Origin of the sequence: Streptomyces sp. NPDC046925 (assembly GCF_040644915.1) — a bacterium.
In the GTDB taxonomy this organism is placed as follows: Bacteria; Actinomycetota; Actinomycetes; order Streptomycetales; family Streptomycetaceae; genus Streptomyces.
Genome location: NZ_JBEYWZ010000003.1, coordinates 1,096,673 through 1,119,782, shown reverse-complemented (window position 1 = coordinate 1,119,782; position 23,110 = coordinate 1,096,673). Strand labels below are relative to the sequence as shown.

Below are 23,110 nucleotides of genomic sequence, written 5' to 3'. Positions count from 1 at the left end.
GTGAGAGGCCATGTGCGCCCCCGGCAGGACTCGAACCTGCGGCCAAGCGCTTAGAAGGCGCCTGCTCTATCCACTGAGCTACGGGGGCCGGATGGTGGCCGGTGGCCTGGAGCCCGGGTGGGGACGAGCCGTGACCTTGCCGGGGACAAGGATAGGGCTCCCGGGTCCTTGTCCCTGGTGCTTCGCCTCCGAGGCGCTATGTGGAGGTTCAGTGAAGCGGTCCTGATAATCGCAGGCAGGTGCGAATCCCGCATCGCTTTTGGCGCCTCACGCCTCGGGTGTTGTGCACTCGTTATGCCTGCGCCCCAGTCGCCCCTTCCGTCCCAAGTGTCCGATCGGCGCGCAGGTAGTGCCCATATGCTTCAGAATGCCGTCAAAATTGGGCATTCTTCACATGTGGTGACCTTGGACGTACGGCCTCAACTGCTCGACGCACTCTCCGCCCTGCGCGAGCGTGTCGCCGCCGCACGCTTTCCGCTCCCCCTGGTGGGGGCGCCACGCGCGCGTGCCAACCGGGACGAGCTCCTTGCCCAGCTCGACGACTACTTGGTGCCCCGCCTGCAGGCACCCGAAGCGCCGCTTCTCGCCGTGATCGGGGGTTCCACCGGGGCGGGCAAGTCGACCCTCGTGAACTCCCTCGTGGGGCGGCGGGTCAGTGAGGCGGGGGTGCTGCGCCCGACGACCCGCACCCCCGTCCTCGTATGCCATCCGGAGGATCATCACTGGTTCGCCGACATGCGCGTACTGCCCGACCTCACGCGCGTATGGGTGCCCCGTCCGGAGTCTTCGGGCCAGGGAAGCGAGGGGGACGACGGGAGCGACGGGGACGACGGCCGGAGCGACGACCTGCTGCCGATCGGGCCCGACGGCGAGCGCGCGCTGCGCATCGAGACCTCGGAGACCCTGCCCCGGGGGCTCGCGCTCCTGGACGCCCCCGACGTCGACTCACTCATCTCCGACAACCGCATCCTCGCCGCCGAGCTGATCTCCGCCGCCGACGTCTGGGTCATGGTGACCACCGCGTCCCGGTACGCGGACGCCGTGCCCTGGCATCTGCTGCGTACCGCCAAGGAGTACGACGCCACCCTCGTCACCGTCCTCGACCGGGTCCCGCACCAGGTCGTGGCCGAGGTCTCGCGGCAGTACGGCGCGCTGCTCGCCAAGGCGGGCCTGGGCGACGTGCCGCGCTTCACGGTGCCCGAGCTGCCCGAGTCCGCGGGCGGCGGCGGGCTGCTGCCGTCCACCGCCGTCGCGCCGCTGCGCGCCTGGCTCACCCACCGGTCCCAGGAGCCGGGGGCCCGCGCGCAGGCCATCGCACAGACGGCGTACGGCGTCATCCAGTCCCTCAACGTGCGGGTCCCGGAGCTCGCGGGCGCCGTCGCCATGCAGTACGCGGCCGCGCTGCGGCTCACCTCCGCCGTCGACGAGGCCTACGAATGCGAGCACGCGCGCGTGCGGGAGCGTCTGCAGGCGGGCGCCGTCCTCGCGGGCGACGCACTGAAGCGGTGGCGCAGCTATCCGCTGGACTGCGGCGCCGGCGAGCTTCTGGACGCCGTCGCCGAGAGCCTGGAGTCGCTGCTGCTGTGCGCGGTGACCGCCGCCGACGAGCGGATCGACGAGGCGTGGCGGCGCGAGCCCGCCGCCGCTGCCCCGGGGCTCGGCGACCGGGACCGGGACGCGCACAGCGCCGAGCACCGTATCGGCATGGCCGTACGGCGCTGGCGGCGCGTCCTGGAGGAGTACGCCGAGGAGGAAGTCCGCGGACTCGAAGGGGTCGAGAAGAACTTCCTGCCCGACCCCGAAGTGGTGGCGGCACTGCTCGCCACGGCCCTGCTGGGCGGGGGCCGCGGGCGCTCGGCGGGCGAGACGCTCGCCGAGCGGATCGGCGCCCAAGGGGCGCTGCGGCTGCGGGACCGGGGCGGACGCCTGCTCACCACGTACCTGGAGAACGTCCTGGGCGCGGAGCGCGAGCGACGCCTCGCCCCGCTCGACTCCCTGGACGTGAACCCCGAACCACAGGCCGACCTGATCGCCGCGCTGTCCGTACTGCAGAAGGAGAGGTGACCGCGGTGACTGCCGTCACTGATCACACCGAACACGAGGGCCGTCCTGAGGGCCGCCCCGAGGGTCGTCCAGAGGGCGCAGCCGGAGCCGCCGGAGACCCCGGTGCCCCCGAGGCTGCCGCCGGCTCCGAAGGCGTCTGGGACGACGGGCTGATCGCGCGGCGGGGCAGCGGCACGCGCGTGGACGCGGCCCAGCGGGCGGGAGAGGGGGGCGGCGCCGACGCGTACGCCCCTCCGGAGAGCCCGTCCGTGGCCCCCTCCGGTACGCCATCCGGAGCTCCCTCCGGTAACTCATCCGGGGTTTCGACCGCCTACGAAGGGCCCCTGCGCGCCCGGCTCGACGCCCTTCGGGAGCTCGTGGGGCTCTCCCGTACGCGCCTGGACAGTGCCACGCTCGCCGAGGCGGGCCGGGTCCTCGACGAGGCCGCGGCCCGGCGCAGGCTCTCCGGACGGCACACCGTCGTCGCCATCGCGGGCGCCACCGGAAGCGGCAAGTCGACGCTGTTCAACGCCCTGGCCGGGGTGACGATCTCGGAGACCGGCGTCCGCAGACCGACCACGGCGGCGCCCATCGGATGCAGCTGGACCGACGGCGCCGCGGGTCTCCTGGACCGGCTCGGCATCCCCGGACGGCTGCGCAGGCGCCCGCTCCAGGGCCCGGACACGGGCACCCTTGAAGGGCTCGTACTGATCGACCTGCCCGACCACGACTCGGCGGTCGGGGAACACCGGGCGCACGTGGACCGGATCCTCGGGCTCGTCGACGCGGTCATCTGGGTCGTGGACCCCGAGAAGTACGCCGACGCGATGCTGCACGAGCGCTATCTGCGGCCCATGGCGGGGCACGCCGAGGTCACGTTCGTCGTGCTCAACCAGGTGGACCGGCTGCCGGGGGACGCCGCCGACCAGGTACTCGACGATCTGCGGCGGCTGCTCGACGAGGACGGCATCGCGCTCGGCGAGCACGGCGAACCCGGCGCCATCGTGCTCGCCCTCTCCGCGCTGACCGGCGACGGCATCGGTGAACTCCGCGATTCGCTCGGCCAGTTCACCAAGGAGCGGGGCGCCGCAGCCCGGCGCATCTCCGCCGACCTGGACGCGGCGGCCGACGAGCTGTGGCCCGTGTACGCGGCCGGGGCCGGATCGAGCAGGGGCAGGGGCCGGATCGGGCTCAGCGAAGAGGCGCGCGAGGACTTCGCCGACCGGCTCGCGGACGCGGTGGGCGCGGCGGCTGCCGGGCAGGCCGCCGAGCGGGCCTGGCGGCGCCACGCGGGCAAGGCGTGCGGGACGCCGTGGCTGCGGCTCTGGCGCTGGTACGAGGCCCAGCGCTCGCCGCGGGGTGTCGGCTGGCCCGTGGGGGAGGCGTCGGCGGACGAGGAGGCCACGGCTCGCCAGCGCGTCGAACACGCGGTGCGCACGGTGGCCGACGAGGCCGCTTCCGGGCTGCCCCAGCCCTGGGGACAGGCGGTGCGGGAGGCCGCGGTGCGCGGAGCGGAGGGACTGCCCGAGGCGCTGGACCAGCTGACGCTGACGGCCGGGGTTCCGGAGGGGCGGCCTCCGCGGCCGGGCTGGTGGCCGGTCGCCGTCCTCGCCCAGGCGGCGATGACGATGCTGCAAGTCGTGGGCGGGCTCTGGCTCGTGGCGCAGATCGTCGGGATCGCCGTGCCGAACCTGGGCGTGCCGGTGCTGCTGATGATGGCGGGCATCGTGGGCGGTCCCTGCGTGGAGTGGGGGAGCCGGATGGCGGCGCGGGGCCCGGCGCGACGTTACGGCGCGGACGCGGAACGGCGGCTGCGGGAGGCGGCTGCCGGGTGCGGGCGGGCGCGGGTCTTGGATCCGGTGGCGGCTGAGCTGCTGCGGTACCGGGAGGTTCGGGAGCAGTACGTGCGGGTTACGGGGGCGGCGGTCGGCTGACCGCCGGGTGGTGCGCCTCTTTCGGGTGAGGGAGATCTCCACAACTGCCCGGTAGACCACAGGGCTCAGCGGGATTCTGCCGACCGGTCCACTCTGAGATCGACGCCGCGGGACCGACCGCCGCGGCAGCGGAAGCGGAGTGGACGAGGGAGGGGTTCGGCATGAACGAGACCTTGGTGACGGTGGTGGGGAACGTCGCGACGACACCGGTGTTCCGGGAGCTGGCCTCCGGGCCGGTGGCGCGGTTCCGGCTCGCGGTGACGGCGAGGTACTACGACGCGGTGCAGAACGTCTGGGCGGACGGGCACACCAACTTCTTCACGGTGTGGGCGAAGCGATCGCTCGGATCGAACGTGCAGGGCTCCCTGGCCATCGGTGAACCGGTCATCGTGCAGGGCAGGTTGAAGGTGCGCGACGAGGAGCGCGGCGGCCAGCACTGGACGTCGGCGGACATCGACGCGATCACCATCGGCCATGATCTCTCGCGCGGGACGGCGGCCTTCCGGCGCGTGCTCAAGGCGAACGCGACGCTGACGGAACCGGCGGCGGAGCGCGAGCCGAAGTCCGAGCCGGTGCCCGAGCCAGTGCCTGAGTCGGCGCCTCAGCCGGTGGGGTGACGGGGCATCAGGGGAGCGGGTCCCGGGGCTGCCGGGGGCGGGTGACCGATGTGCGGCTTATCGGCGAATGGGTGCCGTTGATTTGTCGATAAGCCCGGCTGGAAATGGTTGTTGGCGATAACGATTCCGAGTCGGATCGGTTATCGAACGGCAGTACTGGGGACCACTGTCTGCCGCTTCCCTAGGATGCCGGACGTAGCTCACGGGGCAGTTGGTAGTGGATGCCACGCAGGTGGCAGGTGATTCTGCCCCTTTCAATCTGCTGGCGGGATCACCCCCCTCGAAGTGAACGGGTCCCGTCCGGAGGGGAATTCTGTGTCTTTTGCGCGTTCTGTGTCCTCTGCGTTCTCCGCGCTCTCTGCTTTCTCCGGGAGGCGTGCGTCCACTGCGCCGTCCCGGCGCAGACGAGGCGCCGCGCGCCTCGCCGTGGTGACGCTGGCGACCGGAGTCGTCGCGGCGGGCGCGATAGCCACCGCGGGTCCCGCCGCGGCGGAAGAGGCCCCGCAGAACCGGGGCGGAGCCGCCGCGACGCTGGGCGGGCTCCAGACGTACGGGCAGGCCGTCATCCGTGACAACGGAACGAGCCAGCAGGTTCCCGCGGGGCTCTTCGAGATGTCCGTGGACGGCGGCGGCACCCTGCAGACGTACTGCATCGACATCCTCAACCCCACGCAGAAGGACGCGAAGTACCAGGAGACCGCCTGGAGCGGCACCTCGCTGAACGGCAACAAGAACGCGGGCAAAATCAGCTGGATCCTGCAGCACTCGTACCCCCAGGTGAACGACCTCGCCGCGCTGGCCCGCAAGGCGGGCGCGCGGGCCCTCACCGAACAGTCGGCGGCAGCCGGCACCCAGGTGGCGATCTGGCGCTACTCGGACGGCGCCGAGGTGGAAGCGGTCGACCCGCAGGCCGAGAAGCTCGCCGACTACCTCTACAAGAACGCCCGCGGCGCGGCCGAGCCCAAGGCCTCGCTGACCCTCGACCCGCCCGCGGTCTCCGGGCACGCGGGGGAGCGGCTCGGTCCGGTCACCGTGCGGACGGACGCGGACTCCGTGTCGGTGACCCCGCCCGCCGACTCGGTGGCCAGCGGAGTGAAGGTCGTCGGCAAGGACGGCAAGCCCGTCACCTCCGCGGTCAACGGCAGCCGGCTCTACTTCGACATCCCCGAGGACACCCCGGACGGCTCGGCGGCACTGGCCGTGCAGGCGTCGACCACCGTGCCGGTCGGCCGCGCGTTCACCTCCGAGTCCCGGAGCCAGACGCAGATACTCGCCGGGTCCAGCGAGTCGATGGTCTCCGCGACGGCGAGCGCCACCTGGGCCGAGGAAGGCGCGATACCGACGCTGTCGGCCGAGAAGAACTGCGCCAAGAGCGGCGTGGACATCACGGCGGGCAACAAGGGCGACGAGCCGTTCTCCTTCCGCCTCATGGGCCTCAAGCACACCATTGAGGGCGGTACGTCGCGGACGGTGACGATTCCTCTGCAGGAGGACCAGCCCTACGACTTCACGATCAACGGGCCGAACGGCTTCGAGAAGCGGTTCAAGGGCGTGCTCGACTGCAAGACCGAGGGCAGCACGATCGGCAGCAAGACGGAGCCCGTCGCCGACCCGAGCCCCGCGTCCGCGGGCGGCACCGGCATCGGCGGGGGCGACCTCGCGGAGACGGGAGGGTCCAACGCGACGCCGATGATCGCCGGGATAGCGGTCGTCATGGTCGTGCTCGGCGCGGCGGCGATGTTCTTCCTGCGCAAGAAGAAGGAGCCGACGGGCGCGGAGACGTCGTCCGAGGAGTGAGTGCGCGCGCTCGCCCCTCAGGAATGGGAGGGGCGAGACGGGTAGGACAGGCGGGATGCGCGGGGCGTGTGCGGGGCGGGCAGAGCTGGGGACGGCGAATGTCGGACCCTGCCGCTAAGTTCCCCGCATGCGACCCGAGATGCTCGAAAAACTGAATCGATTCCGTGCGAAGGCGCTGTCGCGCGGTGTCCCCTCCGCCGATGTCGAGAGGTGGCTGGACGCCGCTCGTCCCTGCATAACCCTGGCGCCCGACGCGGACGGTCCGGTCGTGGGCAGGCTCGGCGGCCCGGAGATGATTCCCGCAGGCACCACCGGTCTCCCGGAGCGGATGGAACTGGTCGCGTCCCTGGACCTCGCGGCGTTGCCCGAGGGCGCGACGAGCCTGCCCCTCCCGCCGGACGGCCGGCTGTTGTTCTTCGGTCATGTCGACACCGAGGAGTACTCGGCTACCGGCAGAGCGGTGTACGTCCCGGCCGGTGTGCCCGTCGAGGAACGCCGTGCGGGTCACGGCGAGGAACCGGGCCAGGAGTTGAGGCTGACGTTCGACGTCTCGCTGCCGGACAACGAGGTGCTGTACGAACGTGCCGAGCACCCCCACGCCGCGGAGCTGCGCCGGGCGTGGTCGGACGTGCGGTACGAGGACTGGGGACTCTTCAAGGGGTCGCATCTCCAGATGGACGGATACTCCACGGACCCCTACGGCGAGGCCGACCCCATCACGGCGTCCGCCATTCTGGCGGCACGGGCGGCGGGGGAGCCGGAGGGCAGGCCGGCCGGTCCCTGGGAGCAGCAGAGTCCCGAGGATTTCGCGCTGCTCGCCCAGTGGACCGGCTCGATCGACGGTTTCGTCTACTGGACGATCGCGCGGAAGGACGTGGCGGCACGGCGCTTCGACCGGGTGACGGTCCTGGACTTCTTCGAGGGGCCGTTGTGAGCGTCTGAGCCAGAAGAGACCCGGGTGCCTGGATGCCTACGGGGGCGGGGTGGTTGCGGCGTTGGTGTAGCGCGTGGCCAGTTCGGCGAAGGCGTTGGTCAGTTGTGGTGGACCGATGACGTGGATGTCGGTGTCGAAGTGGCCGATGGTGGTGGCGAGTCCGGTCCACGACCAGGAGCCGAGGGTGAGGCGACAGCGGTCGGGGCCGAGTTCTTCGACGATTCCGTCCTGTACGAAGGGGGCCACGGACTGCGCGGGGAGGTCGAGGACGACTTCGCCACGGCAGGGCCAGTCCGTGGTGGTGCCGTCCGTTCCACGGAACCGGCCGGTGATGAACGCGGCTACGTCCCCACCGCCACCGCTGCTGCTTCCGTCACCGTCGCGACCGCCGTCCCCGCCGGGTAGAGCGCGCGGGGTGAAGCGCGGGCCGGTAGGAGTGCGGGGGCGTATCCGGTCGGCGCGGAAGATGCGCCAGTCGTCGCGGTCCAGGTCCCAGGCGATCAGGTACCAGCGGCCGCGCCAGGTGATGAGGTGGTGGGGCTGTACGCGGCGGGGGTGTTCGGCGGGGGCGGTGGCCTCGGGGCCGCGGTCGGGGTCCGCGTGGGCGGCGTACTCGTAGTCGAACCGCCGGTAGTCGAAGCGCAGTTCCTCACGGGCGTGGATGGCGCGGCTCAGCTCGACGAGGACCTGCGTGCCGACGGGGGAGGCGTCGCTGCCGGCCTCCGGTGCCTGGACGGCGGTGACCTGGAGCATGTTGATGCGCCGGCGCAGGCGTGGCGGCATGACCTGACGAACGGTGGCCAGGGCTCGTACGGCGTCGTCACCGATCGTGCTGCTGGTGGCCGCGGACTGCAGGGCGAGGGCCAGGGCCACGGCCTGGTCGTCGTCGAACAGCAGCGGGGGCAGCTGCGAGCCGGCGTCCAGGCGGTAGCCGCCGAGGGGGCCCTTGAAGGCGCGGATCGGGTAGCCGAGATCCCGTAAGCGGTCGATGTCACGGCGCACCGTGCGCGGGGTGATGTCGAGCCGCTCGGCGAGGTCGTCACCGGACCAGTCGCGATGCGTCTGAAGCAGCGAGAGCAGTGCGAGCAGCCGCGAGGACGTCTTCTGCATGCTCACCACTCTGCCCGAAGTACAGGACACAACCTGTCCGCTACTCCTGGAATGGTGATCTCCAGAGCGAACGAACCAGGGTGCCGCACCCCACCACCGGCAGCAGGAGAGAGACATGTCCATCAAGACCACCACCCACCTGAACTTCCGGGGCGACGCGCGGGCGGCCCTGGACCACTACCAGTCCGTCTTCGGCGGTCGTGTCGCCGCCGTCACGTACAAGGACATGGGGGACGTGCGGAACGAGAGCGAGGCGGACTGGGTGGTGTGGGGCGAGGTCGCGGGCGACAACGGCTTCCACGTCATGGCCTACGACGTGCCCTCCCATCTGCCCTGGGGCCAGGGCAGCAACCCGTTCTTCGTCTCGGTGCGCGGTGACGACACGGACGAGGTCAGCGCCCTGTGGCAGAAACTGGCGGAGGGCTCGACAGTGGTACAGCCCCTGGAGCCGTCGCAGTGGGCACCGCTGTACGGCATGCTCACCGACCGCTTCGGCGTGACGTGGGTCCTGGACGTGGCGGCCCCGTACAACGGCTGACCCGGCCCACGAGCGAACGGCGGTCTTCAAGCGCCCATGACTCCCAAGAGCCCCAACCCGACCCCCAACCCGACCCCCACCCCAGCCCCCACCACCCTCACCCTCACCCCACGTGCCCTCAACCGGGCCACCCTGGCCCGCCAGTACCTGCTCGACCGCACGACGACGCCGGTCGGGGAGGCGGTGGCGCACCTCGCGGGCCTGCAAGCCCAAGAACCCCAGGAGCCCTTCATCGGCTTGTGGTCGCGGCTGCACGCCTTCACGCCCGACCAGCTCGACCAGGCCCTGACCGACCGGCACGTCGTACGCACCCACCTAATGCGCCGCACCGTCCACCTGGTCACCGGCGACGACGCGCTCGCCTGGCGGCCCCGCCACGACGCCATGCTGCGCCAGCGGGTCCTTGCCACCTACCGGAGCGAACTCAGCGGCATCGACCTCGACGAAGTCGCCGCGGCGGGCCGAGCGGTCATGGCCGACCAGCGGCCCCGCACCATGGCCGAGCTGGTCCAGGCGCTCCAGGACCGCTGGCCGGACCCGCCGCGCCGCGCCCTCGGCGAGCTCCTCGTGGCCGCACTCATCCCCATGGTCCAGCTCCCGCCGCGCGGCCTGTGGCAGCAGAAGGCAGGCGTACGGAACCTGCCCCTGACCACATGGCTAGGCCAAGACGACACCCTGCTCCCCGAAGCCACCCCGCCGCCCGAAACCGCAGTCACCCCACCCCCCGAAGCCGAGGACCCGGTCGGCCGCCAACTGGTACGCCGCTACCTCGCCGCCTACGGCCCCGCCGCCACCGCGGACATCCGGGCCTGGAGCGGCCTGGCCGGGCTGCCCGCGGCGGTCAAGGCCATGCGGGACGAGCTGATCACCTTTCGCGACGAACGCGGCCGCACCCTTTTCGACCTGCCCGACGCACCACGCCCGTCCCCGGACACCCCGGCCCCCGTCCGCTTCCTCCCGGCCTTCGACAACGCGATCCTCGGTTACCAGGACCGCAGCCGCATCATCGACGACGCCCACCTGGGCCTGTCGGTCGAGGGCCGGCGCGCGGTACTGGTCGACGGCCGCGTAGCCGCCACCTGGACGACCCAGGCCGACCAACTCCACATCACACCCCTGCGCCCCCTCACCACCCCGGAGCAGAATTCCCTCACGGAAGAGGCCCACACCCTGACCACTTTCCTGAACCAGGGCATCACCGGAGTCGAGATCAACGACAGCCAGTGACCGCCCAATCACCGTAATGAGCAAGGAACGTCCAGGTCACGGGCCCCCGGCCATACTGGTTTCCTCCGGGAGGTGGCCGTCAGGCAAGATGGGGTGTATCTGCCCACTCACTGATTGCCGGACGGTTTCTCTTGGCTGAGTACATCTACACCATGCGCAAGACGCGCAAGGCGCACGGCGACAAGGTGATTCTTGATGACGTCACCCTGAGCTTCCTGCCTGGCGCCAAGATCGGTGTCGTGGGCCCCAACGGCGCCGGTAAGTCCACGGTGCTGAAGATCATGGCCGGTCTCGAGCAGCCGTCGAACGGCGACGCGTTCCTCTCTCCCGGTTTCAGCGTCGGCATCCTCATGCAGGAGCCGCAGCTCGACGAGTCGAAGACCGTTCTGGAGAACGTCCAGGACGGCGCCGCCGAGATCATGGGCAAGCTCAAGCGCTTCAACGAGGTCGCCGAGCTCATGGCGACCGACTACTCCGACGCGCTCATGGACGAGATGGGCAAGCTCCAGGAGGACCTGGACCACGCCAACGCGTGGGACCTCGACGCCCAGCTCGAGCAGGCCATGGACGCGCTCGGCTGCCCGCCCGGCGACTGGCCCGTCACCACCCTCTCCGGTGGCGAGAAGCGCCGCGTCGCGCTCTGCAAGCTCCTCATCGAGGCGCCCGACCTGCTGCTCCTCGACGAGCCCACCAACCACCTCGACGCCGAGTCGGTGAACTGGCTGGAGCAGCACCTCTCCCAGTACGCCGGCGCAGTCGTCGCGGTCACCCACGACCGCTACTTCCTGGACAACGTCGCGCAGTGGATCCTTGAGCTCGACCGCGGCCGCGCCCACCCCTACGAGGGCAACTACTCCACCTACCTGGAGAAGAAGCAGACCCGTCTCAAGGTCGAGGGGCAGAAGGACGCCAAGCGCGCCAAGCGCCTCAAGGAAGAGCTTGAGTGGGTGCGGTCCAACGCCAAGGGGCGTCAGGCCAAGTCCAAGGCGCGTCTGGCGCGCTACGAGGAGATGGCCGCCGAGGCGGACAAGATGCGGAAGCTGGACTTCGAGGAGATCCAGATTCCGCCGGGCCCGCGGCTCGGTTCCATCGTCGTCGAGGTCGAGAATCTTTCGAAGGCCTTCGGCGACAAGGTTCTTGTCGACGACCTCAGCTTCTCGCTGCCGCGCAACGGCATCGTCGGCATCATCGGTCCGAACGGCGCGGGCAAGACCACGCTGTTCAAGATGATCCAGGGCCTGGAGCAGCCGGACTCCGGCAGCATCAAGATCGGTGACACGGTCAAGGTCAGCTACGTCGACCAGGGCCGCGCCAACATCGACCCGAAGAAGACCCTCTGGGCCGTCGTGAGCGACGAGCTCGACTACATCAATGTCGGCCAGGTCGAGATGCCTTCGCGGGCGTACGTCTCCGCCTTCGGCTTCAAGGGTCCGGACCAGCAGAAGCCGGCCGGTGTGCTCTCCGGTGGTGAGCGCAACCGCCTCAACCTGGCGCTGACCCTCAAGGAGGGCGGAAACCTCCTCCTCCTCGACGAGCCGACGAACGACCTCGACGTCGAGACCCTGTCGTCGCTGGAGAACGCGCTCCTTGAGTTCCCCGGTGCCGCCGTCGTGATCTCCCACGACCGGTGGTTCCTGGACCGAGTGGCCACGCACATCCTCGCCTACGAGGGTGACTCCAACTGGTACTGGTTCGAGGGCAACTTCGAGTCGTACGAGAAGAACAAGATCGAGCGTCTTGGCGCCGACGCGGCCCGTCCGCACCGCGCCACCTACAAGAAGCTCACCCGAGGCTGAGACCGGACTGAGCGGGACTGAGACTGACATGAGTCGGCATATCTACAGCTGCCCCCTCCGGTGGTCGGACATGGATGCCTTCGGGCACGTCAACAACGCCGTCTTCCTGCGGTACTTGGAAGAGGCGCGCATTGACTTCATGTTCCGGCTCGCACCGGGGGACGGCAGCCCGTCGTTCTCGGGCGGATCCGTCGTGGCCCGCCACGAGATCGACTACGTACGGCCGTTGGTCCACCGGCACTCGCCGGTGACCATCGAGTCGTGGGTGACGAAGATAGGCGCTGCCTCGCTCACCATCTCGTACGAGGTCAAGGACCCCGAGCAGGTGTACGTGCGGGCCTCGACGATCGTGGTCCCGTTCAACCTGGAGGCGCAGCGCCCGCGGCGGATCACCGCCGAGGAGAAGGCCGTGCTTCTGACGTTCATGGACGACGACGGCGACGAGGGCAAGGCCGCCGGAGGTTCGGAGGCGCTCGTCGCATGACGGCGCAGCTGCACTTCGCCGATGCCGGGGAGGCGGGCGATCTCGCCGCCTTCCTGGCCCGCCTCGTCCACTACGACAAGGCCGCCGCGGTCCGGCTGCAGGCGGCGGGCGACACGCTCGCCGTCTTCGGCCGGCCGCCGTCGTTCGAAGTGCTCGCCATCCGTACGGCCCGGCTCGCCAAGCCGTACGAGTACGGTCTCGACTCCTCGCTCGACGTGACCGTCTCCGCCGGTGAACTCCTCGAATCCGTGGGGGAGTCGGCGGAGTCCGCCGAGGCCGCCGGTCTGGCCTTCGTGCCGCAGGCCGTCACCGGGCCGCCGTGGGCCGGAGTCCTTCCGCCGCGGGGCGGCTGGCAGCCGGAGGTGGGTCTGCCGCCGGTGGACGCGGTGCGCGGACTCGTGGCGGCCGCGGTCGCCGAATTCAAGGCACGGCTCGAGGAGTTGCCGCAGGAGCGGCGGATCCGGGCCGAGCTCGACCAGCTGGGCCGGGAGATCTGGTCCCGGACCGTCGCGGACACGGGGCTTCCCGTGCGGGCCGCGCATGCCGCGCAGGCCCTCGGGTTCCTGCGGGGCGACTCGCTTGACCTGCTGTCGTCCGGGCCGTGGCTGCGGCTGCGCACGAACTACGGGTCGATCGCCGTGCGCCGGGCCGGTGTCGGAGGGCTCACCGTCACCCCTGCCTAGGGGCGACTACCCCGGTACGAAGACGCAGCAGTCCGAGAGCGGGCCGCGCCCCCTGCTGGTGGCGCGGCCCGCTCTCGCTGTCCCGAGGAAGAGGGACGGGAGAGGCGTCAGCCCTCGGTGTTGACCATGGACGCCGCCGCGTACGTCAGGTAGTTCCACAGCGTCCGCTCATGCTCCTCGGAGAGCTTGAGCTCCTCGACGGCGGCCCGCATGTGCTTCAGCCAGGCGTCGTGCGCGGCCTTGTCGACGGTGAACGGGGCATGGCGCATCCGCAGCCGGGGGTGACCGCGGTTGTCGCTGTAGGTGCGGGGGCCGCCCCAGTACTGCATGAGGAACAGCGCGAGGCGCTCCTCGGCGGGGCCCAGATCCTCCTCCGGGTACATCGGCCGCAGCAGCGGGTCCTCCGCGACCCCCTGGTAGAAGTGGTGCACCAGGCGCCTGAAGGTCTCCTCGCCGCCGACCTGTTCGTAGAAGGTCTGCTCCTGAAGCGTGCCGCGCGGGATCTCTATCACACCGTCCATGGTCTCAGACGGTACGGCCGAGGACGGAAGACTTAGGACCCTCGTCTTGGACGGCGGCTTGGACGTCGGCTCGGAGGGCGCCTCGGACAGCGACTCGGACGGCGTACGCTCTGCCGCTCGCATCGCGGGCCATACCGCAGCACAGTGGCTGTATGGGACCCACAGTCGACCCCCGTGACGCCGCCGAGGCCGGATCCGCCCTGGTCCGCGAGATCGAGGCCGGCGGGGCCCTCACGCGGGACCCCGGGCTGCGCGCCGCGTTCGAACAGGTGCCGCGCCATCTGTTCGTGCCGTACTACTACGTCACGTCGCCGGGCGGCGGCCACGAACGCCTCTGGGGCGAGGACCCCGACCCCGCACGCCGGGCACGCTGGCTGCACGGCGCCTACGCGGACGCCCCGCTCGCCACGCGCGTACGCGACGGAGAGCTGCTCTCGTCCAGCAGCCAGCCCTCCCTGATGGCGAAGATGCTGGACGAGCTCGATCTGCGCGAGGGGGACTGCGACGTACTGGAGATCGGCGCGGGCACCGGCTACAACGCGGCCCTGCTCTCGCACCGGGTCGGCGACGAGCACGTCACCACCGTCGACCTGGACCCGGAGATCACCGAGTCGGCGCGGCGGCATCTGACCGCCGCCGGTTACCACCCGGCCGTCGTCACCGGGGACGGCGCCGCCGGGTGCCCCGAGCGGGCCCCGTACGACCGGATCATCGCGACCTGCACCCTGAACTCCGTGCCGCGCCCCTGGCTGGCCCAGTGCCGTCCCGGCGCCCGCATCCTGGCCCCGCTGGCCTTCGGCCTGATCGCGCTGACCGTGCGGGACGCGGAGTACGCCGAAGGCCGCTTCCTGCACACCCCGGCGTACTTCGTGCCGCTGCGGGGCGGCAGCAGAAGGGGCCCGCACGAGCACAACCTCGGGGGTCTGCCGCGCAAGGCCCTGCAGAACGACCTCTTCCGCTTCCTTCTGGAGCTGACCGCGGGCACCCTCGACCCCTACGAGGCCCTCGCCCTGTGGCAGCGCGAGGACCGCCCCGTGCGCGAGCGCTACGGGGTCACCGTCAGCGGGCCGCACGAGTGGGCCTGGCTGGACGACCCCGAAGGGCCGTACGCCTGGCCACTCGCCTGAGCCCGAGCCTGCGCCTGGGCCCGACCCCGAGGGGGCCCGGAAGGACCTGGCTCAGCTGTGCCGGATCGTGATCGTCGTCCAGGCGCCCACGTGCACCCGGTCGCCGTCCTGGAGCGGCACGGGGACGAACGGCTGGATGGGCTCCTCGCCGTTGTTGACCGTCGTGCCGTTCGTGGAGTTCTGGTCGACGACCGCCCAGCTGCCGTCCGGCTGCTGGACCAGGACCGCGTGCTGGTGCGAGACGCCCGGGTCCTCCGGCGGCACCGACAGGTCGATGTCCGGGGTGTCACCGGTGGAGTGCCTGCGGCGGCCGATGGTGATCTGGTTGCCGGCCAGCGGACGCTGCTGCTCGGGCGAGTACGCGGGCAGGTTCAGGCCCGACGCCTCGGGACCGCTGCGATGCATCATCGCCATGAAGTACTCGCGGTCCGGGCCGATCGTCGCCGACCAGGAGACCGTGCCCGTGCTGGGCCCGGGCACCGCCTGGAAGCCGGGAGGGCCCTGCGGGGCCTGCGTCTGCGGGCCCGGCTGCTGGGACTGCCGTCCCCAGTCGCCCTGCTCGGGAGCCTGCGGAGCGCCCTGACCCGGAGCGCCGGGCCCCGGAGCACCGGGAGGAGCCGACGACGAGGGCGGCGAAATCACCCAGTCGTCGCCACCGCCACCGAAGGACGGACCACCGGCAGGACCACCGGCGGGACCGCCGGGGCCGGGCTGCTGCGGCTGCGAGGGCGGCGGCGGAGTGCCCGTCTCCTGCGGGAAGGCGGGCGGCGCGGGCGGACCCTGCTGCTGGAACCCCTGCGGGGGCTGACCGTGCTGGGGCTGACCGTGCGGGGACTGACCGTGCGGGGACTGACCGTGCTGGTCACCGCCGTAGGGCGGCGGGGGCGCCTCGCCGTTGTACGGCGGGGGCACCTGACCGGGCGCGTTGCCGTTGCCGAACGGCGGAATCGGTTCGGCGGGGCGGTTCATCTGCGAGGGCCGCGAGCCCTGGTACCCGAACGGGTCCTGGCCCGGCTGGGTGCCCGCGGGCTGCTGGAACTGCTGCGCCGGGTTCGACACCGGCGGGTGCGGGGCGGCCGGGGTGTACGAGGTCGCCGTGTTCGTCAGGAAGTTCCAGCGGCACTCCTCGCAGAACGGCGCGTTCGCCTCGCGGGGCGTGCGGCACTGCGGGCACAGCTGGGCCTCGGCGGGCTGGTCCGGCACGGCCGACAGGTGCGGGCGGCCGGGTCCGGGCGGCGGGTAGCCGTAGCCGGCGTCCTGGCCGGGTCCTGGCGGCGGATAGCCGTATCCGGGAGCGGCCGGTGGCGGCGGGGGCGGCGGTACGGCACCGGCCATGCGGTGACCGCAGACCTCGCACCAGTCGTCGGAACCCGACTGGTGTCCGTTCGGGCAGGTCGGCATGTCGGCGCGTCCCCCTCTCCTTCTCCGGCCCTGCGGGCCGTACGTGCTGCTGTGGGGCTACTTATGGGTATGGGTGGTGCTACTTCTTCACGCGAACGGTCTTCGTGGACCGAGTCTCGAGTGTCATCTCGTCGGCCTCGGCGACCCTCGCCTTCAATCGAACAGTACCTGCCACGGCATCGACCACGTCGACCACCTTCGAAAGCAGCTTCGCGGTGTCCTCGTTGCCCGAGGCGCTGGCGAGCTGAACGGCGCGGCCCAATTTGGCCGTCGCTCCGTCCATATCGCCCGACTTGCGTGCATCGAGGCCCTGCTGGATCACCTGGGCCAGTTCCGCCTGGCCCGTGTAGTGCGCCACCTGCGGGTTGATCGACGTCGACGCGGCCATGTCGTCCGTCCACACGGCCCGCACCAGGCCCTGCGAGAGCGTCTGGGCGCTGCCGTCCGGCTGCGGCACGATCAGCGAGACGCGGGCGGCGAGCATCTCCTGGCCGAGCTCGGCGTTCGGCACCTCGACACAGATGTGGTAATCGCGGGACTCGTCGCCCCAGGACCCGGTGGGATAGTCGCCCGCGCGCGGCCCCGCCTCCGTACGGCGCTCGGTCAACTCCTCGACCGTGGGCGCCACTTGCTTGACGAACTTGATCTCCGCGCCCATCGGCGTCCAGACCCGCAGGCTGACGTCGGCGACCTCCTTGCCCATCGCCGCCTCCATCATCTGCGTGAAGTCCGCGGACAGGCCCGCGGGGTCGGCGACGATGTCGGCGGTGCCGAGGAGGGCGGAGGCGATGCTCGTGACCTCCTTGACCTCCCAGTCGGTGCCGACACCGCGGGCGTCGCAGGTGAAACGGCCCGCAGAGGCGTCGAGAGAGGCCTGGAGGTCTTCGGGTGACTCGTGTTCATTGCGGCCGTCCGTGAGCACGATTCCGTGCCGGATCGACACGTCGGCCGAGGAGAGCAGCCGGTCGGCGAGGCGCAGCCAGGTGCCGATCGCCGTGCCGCCGCCCGCGCTGAGCTTGCGCAGGGCCTGCTTGGCCTGTGCCCTGGTCTGCGGGCCCGCGACCGCGAGGCGCCCGTCGCCGGGATAGACCTCCTTGGCGACATGGGTGCCGCCGATCACCGCGAAGTGGACTCCGTCACGTACGGCGTCGATCGCGGCGGCCGTGGCGTCACGGGCGCCGCGCATCTTCGTGGGCGGGTAGTCCATCGACCCGGAGCAGTCGACCATGATCGCCACGGCCGCGTCCGGGGTCTGTCCCGCCGAGTAGAGATGCGGGGCGCTCACCGCTGACCCCACCGTGCCGCCGCCGGTCGAGGTGACCGTGGCGATCGCGTTGACCTCGCGGCCGCCTTCCGGGAGGTACTCGTTCTGGTACACGTCGACCGAGAACTGCGGCACGTTCGATTTCGAGAAATTGGCCATGGATCTCTGCTCCCCCTAGATGTTCCCACCGGCTTCCCCAAGCCGGTGGGTGACAAATACTCGTGTCCGGCCCGCCGTTGCGGGGGCCTCCACTAGGCGGATCCTGCCCCTTGCGGCACGAGACGGAACGGCAGAATCGCCACTGTTACGTTGTCGTGGCCGCCGCCGTCCAGGGCGTGGCCGACCAAGACCTGGGCGCTGTGCAGCGGGCGCAGGGCGGAATCGGCGGGCACGGCGCGCGCCATCTCCTCCACCGATTCCGCGTAGTTCCAGAGCCCGTCCGTGCATACCACCACTACACCCGCACGGTCCGGCTTGAAGGAAGCGGTGTGCGGCTCCAGTTCGTACGCGTCGGCGCCGAGCCAGCCCGTGATGGCGTGGGCGCGCTCGTCGGCGTACGCCTCCGCCTCGTTCATCAGGCCCGCGGCGACCATCTGCGCGGCCCACGAGTCGTCCTCGGTGAGCCGGACGGTCGGGCCGCTGCGGTCGTCGGGCACCCAGTAGGCACGGCTGTCGCCGATCCAGCCGACGACCAGGAGGCCACCGGCGACGATCGAGCCGACGAGGGTGCACGCGGGGGCGTTCTGGTGCGGGGAGTGCTCCCTGGCGTGGGTGGGCTCCGCGGCCAGGGCGTTGACGGCGTCGGACGCCGAGAGGATCGCGTCGTGCATGGCCTGCTGCGGGTGCGTGCCCCGGGGCAGGGCGTCGAGCAGCGACTCGTTGGCCGCGCGGGACGCGGCGAGCGAGGCCTCGTCGGGGCGGGTCGCGGACGAGACGCCGTCGCAGACGATCGCGACGACGGCGGGGGAACCGTCCGGCAGCGCGGCCGACGAGATGGCGAACGCGTCTTCGTTGCGGTGGTGGCGCAGGCCCCGGTCGCTGACGGCGGCGACCGCGTCGAGTTCCTGCTCCATGTGGTCGCGCTCGCGCGGCTGGGCGTGCCCGCAGTTCTCGCAGTAGCCGTCGGGGTCGACGCGGCCCGAACGGCAGGCCACGCAGAGCTTGGTGCCCGCGGGCGGCGTCGGGTCGGGAAGGGCCGTGCGGGGGTCGGCGGGCTCCGGCTGGGCGCCGGGGGCGGGCAGGGGGTACTCGTCCGGTTCGGCGGGGCGCGCGAAGGGGGCGTCCGTGCGCACCTCTCCCGGCTCCGTCCGTACCTCTCCCGGCTCCGCGCGCACTTCGCCCGCGTTCGGGGACAGTTCGCCGCCCGAGGACTCCGTGACCGGCAGGTCGGTGGGCAGGTGCGCGGGCACCGGCATGTCGGAGCTGTCCGCGTCCGGGGCGATGGGCCACTGCGACGACGCGTCGGGCTGCGGCGCGGACTGTGTCGCCGACGAGCCGTTCATCGCGACGGTGGGGCGGTCCTGTGCCGCGGCAGGCCGCGCCGACAGGTCGTATCCGCACGCCCCGCAGAACAGGTCACCCGCTTCCAGCGGTTCTTCGCAGCCGGGGCACGTGGAACCCGCCCCGGCAGTCTGCTGGTGCATCTGCGACATCTTCACACCCACGTCCGAGGGCGGAAACGGTTGGCCCGTTCCACCAGTTCGATCCTCTCCTCGCCACCCTGCGCGAGCCGGGCAAGCGTCCGGTACGAGCGCTCGAGGCCGTACCGGAGGCCGCGCTCGTCAAGGTCGCTGCCGAGCAGCACGGTACGCGAGCCGCCCGCCGGTGCAGCGGGTGCTGCCGGTGGAGCGGAGGCGTGCCCAGAGTGCCTACCGGAGAGTACCCAGTCCAGCGCGCTGCCGAGGACCTCGGTGGACAGCCGCTCGCGGCGCACCGCGTCGAGGCCGAAGCCCGCGAGGGCCTCCACCTGGCCCGCGGCCGCCGTCAGGTCGTCGAGGAAAAGAGTGCCGGGCGACGGCGCGGTGTCCAACGTCATACGGTGCCGCAGCCTGGCCCGCACCGCGGCCACACGGGCCGCGGTGTAGTGGATGGAGGCCTCGGGCACCGACTCCAGGGTGTGCACGGCACCGCGCCGGTCGTCCGACGCGAGCTGCACGCGGGCCAGGCCGAACGCGGCGCTGACATAGCTCGGGTCGGTGGCCCATACGAGGCGGTAGTACTCCGCCGCGTTGTCCAGCTGTTCAAGGACCTCCGCGCAGACCCCGAGGGCCAGCTTGGGTGCGGGTTCGCCGGGGAACGCGTCGTACACCGCGTCGAAGGACAGCGCCGCGTTCTCGTGGTCGCCGGTCGCGAGCGAGGCGATGCCGCGGTACCAGACCACCCGCCAGTCGTCCGGGTGCTGTATCTCCAGGTCGGCGATGGCCTGCGCGGCGGGCTCCAGTTCACCCATGGCGAGGCGGGCCCGCAGCCCGCGCAGCCGGAGCTCCACGGAGTCGCTGGGCGCGGCCCGCAGCGCGGTGATCAGCTCGGCGGGCGCGGAGGCCATGAGCCCGGCGAGGAACCCGGCGTTCGGGTCGTTCGGGTCGACGCGCGGCACCGGAAGGGCCAGCGCCGTCGCGGGGGCGTCGAGAGGGCGGACGATCCGGGCCCGGGGGGCGGCCGGAGGCACCGGAGGCGCGATCGCCGGGTCGCCGTTGACCTGCCCCTGTCCGGGGATCTGCCCCTGGCCCTGTTCCTGTACGTGCCCGTTGCCCGCCGCGAGTTCGGGGCGCCCCTTGCGCCGGCCCGCGGGCAGCACCCGTACGCCGAACTGCGAGACGTCACCGGTCAGCTCGGCGAACAGCTCCGTGTCCGTGACCTTGACCTCGGGCCCGAACAGCGTGGAGAGCGCGGGTCGCGGGCGGCCCGTCTGGAGCGCCACGACCTCTCGGAGGACGCCCGTCAGCTGCTCCGCCATCTCCTGCGCCGAGGCGAACCTGCGGGCCGGGTCGGGGTCGGTGGCGCGCACCAACAGGCGGTAGAACGACTCGTACTTGCGGAAGACCTCGATGTTGTCGGGGTCCGGCAGGGAGTCCACGAAGACGTTCGTGTACCCCTGGAAGTCGAAGGTGAGCACCGCGAGGGTGCGCGCCACCGTATAGAGGTCGGAGGCCACCGACGGGCCCACCTCGGCCACTTCGGGGCCCTGGTAGCCGACCGTGCCGTAGATCGCCGACTCTTCGTCGTCCATCCGGCGGACCGCGCCCATGTCGATCAGCTTGAGCTGGTCCTCGGTCTGGATGGCGTTGTCGACCTTGAAGTCGCAGTACAGGAGATTGCGGCTGTGCAGATGCCCCAGGGCCTCAAGGGCCTCGATGCCGAACGCGCACGCCTGCTCGACGGGCAGCGGATCGCGCTTGCCCTGCGCGGTGCGGCGTTCGTTGGCGATCTCCTTGAGGGACTTGCCGCCCACGTACTCCATGACGATGTAGCCGTCCATGGAGCCCGTGCGCTGGTCGAGGTGCTCGACGAAGTTGTAGATACGGACGATGTTGCTGTGCTCGATCTCGGCGAGGAAGCGGCGCTCGGAGATCGCGGCGGCCATCGCGTCCTGGTCGCCCGTGTCGAGCAGGCCCTTGAGGACCACCCAGCGGTCGGAGACGGCACGGTCCACGGCGAGATAGACCCAGCCGAGCCCGCCATGCGCCAGACAGCCCACCACCTCGTACTGGCCGTGCACGATGTCGCCGGGGTTCAGCTTCGGCACGAACGAGTAAGGGTGGCCGCACTTCGTGCAGAACCCTTCCGTACGGCCGGGGCGCTCACCGCGGGCGCGGCCCACCGGCGCCCCGCAGTCGGAGCGCGAGCAGAATCGCTTCCGCTCCGGAACCTCGGGGTTCTCCTGCACCGCCTGGCGCGGGTCGGGGCGCGGCACCTCGGGCACCAGGACCAGGCCCACGCCCAGTCTGCTGCGGGCGGACGTGCCGGACGAGGGGCCGGAGCTGCGCACCGAGACCGAACGGGACGTCGAGCTGCCGGAGAGCGAGCGCGAGAGCCGCCCCGAGACCGAACGGCGCGAGAACTGGGACCGCGAGGAGCGCGAGGAGGAGCGCGAACTGGACCGGGAGCTGCTGCTGCCAGAACCCTTGCCGCCGCCCGTGATGCCGGTCGGGGGAGAGGACACCATGCCCGTCGGCGAGACGACCGGGGCCAGGCCGCAGGTGTCGCAGTACAGCTCGCCGCCGCCCACGTCCTCGTACGACCCTGTGCATCCGGGTCGCTGGCACTTCCGCTGCTCACTCATGCTTCCCCCCTCCGGTCGGTGGGACCGCCCTGTTGCGGGACCCTCGGTGCAAGGACTTCGGCGGCCGCCTGCTGATAACGAAGGACGGCCTGTTCGGCCACGCGCAGATCGCAGGGCGCGCTCCACAGCATCCGGCGCGCCGCGTCGTACCGCTCGACCAGGAACGGGTCCTCCGCGTGGCCGAGCCGGGCGACCTTCGCCTTGTACGCGTCCAGACGGCCGCGCAGCTCCGCGCGGACCGCCAGGGGCTGTGTGACCGCGGTCAATGACTCGCGGGCCCGCAGGAGTTCGTCCTCGGCCTTCTGTTCGAGGGATTCGAGGAGCGGGGAGAGGCGGTGCCACTGGGCGTGCCTGCGGTACTCGGACGCCATGGCCAGCTGCTCCTGGAGCGCGGTCGACGGGCCGCTGACCGCCGGCACCTCGGACGCGGCGATCTTGGCGAGGACCTCGCCGCGCGCGGAGCGGGCCTCCGCCAGGGTGCGGTCCGCGCGCGAGAGCACGTCACGCAGCCTGCCCAGGCGCAGCTCCGCGTCCTGCCGGACCGTGAGCACCGCGTCGATCTCACGGCGCACGTCCTCAAGGGCGCGGGCCTCGCGGTCGTAGCGCTCGGTGTGCGGGCGGCCTCCGCCGGGGGCCGAACTGCCCTGCGCGGGCTGCCAGAAGGCCAGCGGATCGGACACCACCTGCTCGCGCAGGCGCGTCAGCTCCGCGGTGATCCGCTCCAGGTCGTCGCCCGCGGGGTGCTCGCCAGGGCGCACCCCCACGGAGTGCGCGAGCTGGCGGGTGCGGTGCAGTTCGGCGGCCAGGAGGTCTATCCGGGCGGGCAGCGCGGACCAGACCGCGTCGGCGGCGACGACCATGTCGAGCGAGTGCGCGTACAGGTCGTTCATCCGCGAGACGAGGTCGATGAGCGTGAAGCGTTCGGTGAGCTTGGCCGGTCCTGTGATCGAGGCCGACGGCGCGGGGGCGGCGCCGCCGGCGACGGTGACGCTCTCGCCGCGCAGCAGCTCGGTCAGCTCCACCAGATCGTCTCTGTTGGGCCATCGTCTGCGCACCCGCACCTCGTGGGCCGTGCGCAGGGCGGCGGCATACGCGTCGAAGTACGCCCACAGGAGCGTGATCTGCTGCTCGGTGGACTGCCAGCGCTCCTCGGTGATGCCGGTCAGACCGGCACCTTCGAGGAGTCTGCGGCCCGCGTGGTCCTGAAGGGCGAGGAGCGAGGTCTCGATCGCCTCGTGCTCGGCGTCGAGCCGCGCCAGCGCACGGTCCACCTCGTCCCGGTCCATCACAGGACCGGGGGGACCCGCGACGCTCATCGATCACCTCTCCGCTCTGCGTTGCTGTGCACGTCG

General features: G+C 71.5%; 18 protein-coding genes and 1 tRNA gene. 11 read left to right on the top strand and 8 right to left on the bottom strand.

Translation table 11 applies throughout. The features are described 5' to 3' along the window. Positions 1-15: 15 nt before the first annotated feature. Positions 16-88: transfer RNA gene (locus tag ABZ906_RS18190), tRNA-Arg, on the bottom strand. A gap of 308 nt (positions 89-396) precedes the next feature. Here ABZ906_RS18190 and ABZ906_RS18185 point away from each other — a divergent pair. The 5 genes from ABZ906_RS18185 to ABZ906_RS18165 all read left to right on the top strand — a co-directional run bounded on the left by ABZ906_RS18185 (position 397) and on the right by ABZ906_RS18165 (position 7,325). Continuing rightward, positions 397-2,064: a dynamin family protein gene (locus tag ABZ906_RS18185; RefSeq protein ID WP_361186257.1), complete on the top strand. Its 1,668-nt coding sequence runs from the start codon at positions 397-399 to the stop codon at positions 2,062-2,064. Positions 2,065-2,069: 5 nt separating this feature from the next. Then, a complete protein-coding gene (locus ABZ906_RS18180) occupies positions 2,070-3,977 on the top strand; it encodes a YfjP family GTPase (RefSeq protein WP_361383107.1) in 1,908 nt (635 codons plus the stop codon). 161 nt (positions 3,978-4,138) lie between these two features. Then, entirely contained in the window at positions 4,139-4,594 is a 456-nt protein-coding gene (locus tag ABZ906_RS18175; RefSeq protein WP_361383104.1) for a single-stranded DNA-binding protein, read from the top strand. Positions 4,595-5,023: 429 nt separating this feature from the next. Next, positions 5,024-6,391 (top strand): Cys-Gln thioester bond-forming surface protein, encoded by a 1,368-nt coding sequence (locus ABZ906_RS18170; protein WP_361383101.1) that lies wholly within the window; start codon positions 5,024-5,026, stop codon positions 6,389-6,391. A gap of 127 nt (positions 6,392-6,518) precedes the next feature. Then, positions 6,519-7,325 carry a DUF1963 domain-containing protein gene (locus ABZ906_RS18165; RefSeq protein WP_361383098.1) on the top strand — a complete coding sequence of 269 codons (807 nt, stop codon included), beginning with the start codon at positions 6,519-6,521 and terminating at the stop codon, positions 7,323-7,325. 36 nt (positions 7,326-7,361) lie between these two features. Here the strand turns inward: ABZ906_RS18165 and ABZ906_RS18160 are convergent, their stop codons facing one another. Further along, entirely contained in the window at positions 7,362-8,435 is a 1,074-nt protein-coding gene (locus ABZ906_RS18160; protein WP_361383095.1) for a WYL domain-containing protein, read from the bottom strand. Positions 8,436-8,550: 115 nt separating this feature from the next. On the opposite strand from ABZ906_RS18160, the gene ABZ906_RS18155 reads away from it, so the two are divergent. The 5 genes from ABZ906_RS18155 (at position 8,551) to ABZ906_RS18135 (ending at position 13,163) form a co-directional block, all read left to right on the top strand. Then, on the top strand, positions 8,551-8,973 hold the full coding sequence (locus ABZ906_RS18155) for a VOC family protein (RefSeq protein WP_361186245.1): 423 nt from the start codon (positions 8,551-8,553) through the stop codon (positions 8,971-8,973). A gap of 36 nt (positions 8,974-9,009) precedes the next feature. Beyond that, positions 9,010-10,200 (top strand): winged helix DNA-binding domain-containing protein, encoded by a 1,191-nt coding sequence (locus tag ABZ906_RS18150; RefSeq protein WP_361383092.1) that lies wholly within the window; start codon positions 9,010-9,012, stop codon positions 10,198-10,200. Positions 10,201-10,331: 131 nt separating this feature from the next. After that, positions 10,332-11,996 carry an energy-dependent translational throttle protein EttA gene (gene ettA, locus ABZ906_RS18145; RefSeq protein WP_361383089.1) on the top strand — a complete coding sequence of 555 codons (1,665 nt, stop codon included), beginning with the start codon at positions 10,332-10,334 and terminating at the stop codon, positions 11,994-11,996. A gap of 28 nt (positions 11,997-12,024) precedes the next feature. Then, positions 12,025-12,480, top strand: a complete 456-nt coding sequence (locus tag ABZ906_RS18140) for a thioesterase family protein (RefSeq protein WP_361186239.1) — start codon at positions 12,025-12,027, stop codon at positions 12,478-12,480. Further along, positions 12,477-13,163 (top strand): hypothetical protein, encoded by a 687-nt coding sequence (locus ABZ906_RS18135; protein WP_361383086.1) that lies wholly within the window; start codon positions 12,477-12,479, stop codon positions 13,161-13,163. The genes ABZ906_RS18140 and ABZ906_RS18135 overlap by 4 nt, the downstream gene beginning before the upstream one ends. A gap of 107 nt (positions 13,164-13,270) precedes the next feature. Here ABZ906_RS18135 and ABZ906_RS18130 read toward each other — a convergent pair whose 3' ends face one another. Then, positions 13,271-13,684: a globin gene (locus ABZ906_RS18130; RefSeq protein WP_361186234.1), complete on the bottom strand. Its 414-nt coding sequence runs from the start codon at positions 13,682-13,684 to the stop codon at positions 13,271-13,273. A 152-nt stretch (positions 13,685-13,836) separates the two neighbouring features. Between ABZ906_RS18130 and ABZ906_RS18125 the strand changes: the two genes are divergently transcribed. Then, entirely contained in the window at positions 13,837-14,811 is a 975-nt protein-coding gene (locus ABZ906_RS18125) for a methyltransferase domain-containing protein (RefSeq protein WP_361186232.1), read from the top strand. Between the two features lie 51 nt (positions 14,812-14,862). Here ABZ906_RS18125 and ABZ906_RS18120 read toward each other — a convergent pair whose 3' ends face one another. From ABZ906_RS18120 to ABZ906_RS18100, 5 genes are all read right to left on the bottom strand, one after another. Then, positions 14,863-16,212, bottom strand: coding sequence for an FHA domain-containing protein (locus ABZ906_RS18120; protein WP_361383083.1), 1,350 nt, complete (start codon positions 16,210-16,212; stop codon positions 14,863-14,865). A gap of 79 nt (positions 16,213-16,291) precedes the next feature. After that, on the bottom strand, positions 16,292-17,635 hold the full coding sequence (locus ABZ906_RS18115) for a VWA domain-containing protein (RefSeq protein ID WP_361383080.1): 1,344 nt from the start codon (positions 17,633-17,635) through the stop codon (positions 16,292-16,294). Positions 17,636-17,727: 92 nt separating this feature from the next. After that, positions 17,728-19,128, bottom strand: a complete 1,401-nt coding sequence (locus ABZ906_RS18110; RefSeq protein ID WP_361383077.1) for a protein phosphatase 2C domain-containing protein — start codon at positions 19,126-19,128, stop codon at positions 17,728-17,730. 2 nt (positions 19,129-19,130) lie between these two features. Then, positions 19,131-21,758 carry a tetratricopeptide repeat protein gene (locus tag ABZ906_RS18105; protein WP_361383074.1) on the bottom strand — a complete coding sequence of 876 codons (2,628 nt, stop codon included), beginning with the start codon at positions 21,756-21,758 and terminating at the stop codon, positions 19,131-19,133. After that, a complete protein-coding gene (locus ABZ906_RS18100; RefSeq protein WP_361186219.1) occupies positions 21,755-23,074 on the bottom strand; it encodes a hypothetical protein in 1,320 nt (439 codons plus the stop codon). The genes ABZ906_RS18105 and ABZ906_RS18100 overlap by 4 nt, the downstream gene beginning before the upstream one ends. Positions 23,075-23,110: the final 36 nt, after the last annotated feature.

Bases quoted from the DNA above. Each gene is read 5' to 3' on its own strand.
- ABZ906_RS18175 (WP_361383104.1), top strand. From the start codon at position 4,139: ATGAACGAGACCTTGGTGACGGTGGTGGGGAACGTCGCGACGACACCG.
- ABZ906_RS18165 (WP_361383098.1), top strand. From the start codon at position 6,519: ATGCGACCCGAGATGCTCGAAAAACTGAATCGATTCCGTGCGAAGGCG.
- ABZ906_RS18160 (WP_361383095.1), bottom strand. From the start codon at position 8,435: ATGCAGAAGACGTCCTCGCGGCTGCTCGCACTGCTCTCGCTGCTTCAG.
- ABZ906_RS18155 (WP_361186245.1), top strand. From the start codon at position 8,551: ATGTCCATCAAGACCACCACCCACCTGAACTTCCGGGGCGACGCGCGG.
- ABZ906_RS18150 (WP_361383092.1), top strand. From the start codon at position 9,010: ATGACTCCCAAGAGCCCCAACCCGACCCCCAACCCGACCCCCACCCCA.
- ABZ906_RS18140 (WP_361186239.1), top strand. From the start codon at position 12,025: ATGAGTCGGCATATCTACAGCTGCCCCCTCCGGTGGTCGGACATGGAT.
- ABZ906_RS18135 (WP_361383086.1), top strand. From the start codon at position 12,477: ATGACGGCGCAGCTGCACTTCGCCGATGCCGGGGAGGCGGGCGATCTC.
- ABZ906_RS18130 (WP_361186234.1), bottom strand. From the start codon at position 13,684: ATGGACGGTGTGATAGAGATCCCGCGCGGCACGCTTCAGGAGCAGACC.
- ABZ906_RS18125 (WP_361186232.1), top strand. From the start codon at position 13,837: ATGGGACCCACAGTCGACCCCCGTGACGCCGCCGAGGCCGGATCCGCC.
- ABZ906_RS18120 (WP_361383083.1), bottom strand. From the start codon at position 16,212: ATGCCGACCTGCCCGAACGGACACCAGTCGGGTTCCGACGACTGGTGC.
- ABZ906_RS18115 (WP_361383080.1), bottom strand. From the start codon at position 17,635: ATGGCCAATTTCTCGAAATCGAACGTGCCGCAGTTCTCGGTCGACGTG.
- ABZ906_RS18110 (WP_361383077.1), bottom strand. From the start codon at position 19,128: ATGTCGCAGATGCACCAGCAGACTGCCGGGGCGGGTTCCACGTGCCCC.
- ABZ906_RS18105 (WP_361383074.1), bottom strand. From the start codon at position 21,758: ATGAGTGAGCAGCGGAAGTGCCAGCGACCCGGATGCACAGGGTCGTAC.
- ABZ906_RS18100 (WP_361186219.1), bottom strand. From the start codon at position 23,074: ATGAGCGTCGCGGGTCCCCCCGGTCCTGTGATGGACCGGGACGAGGTG.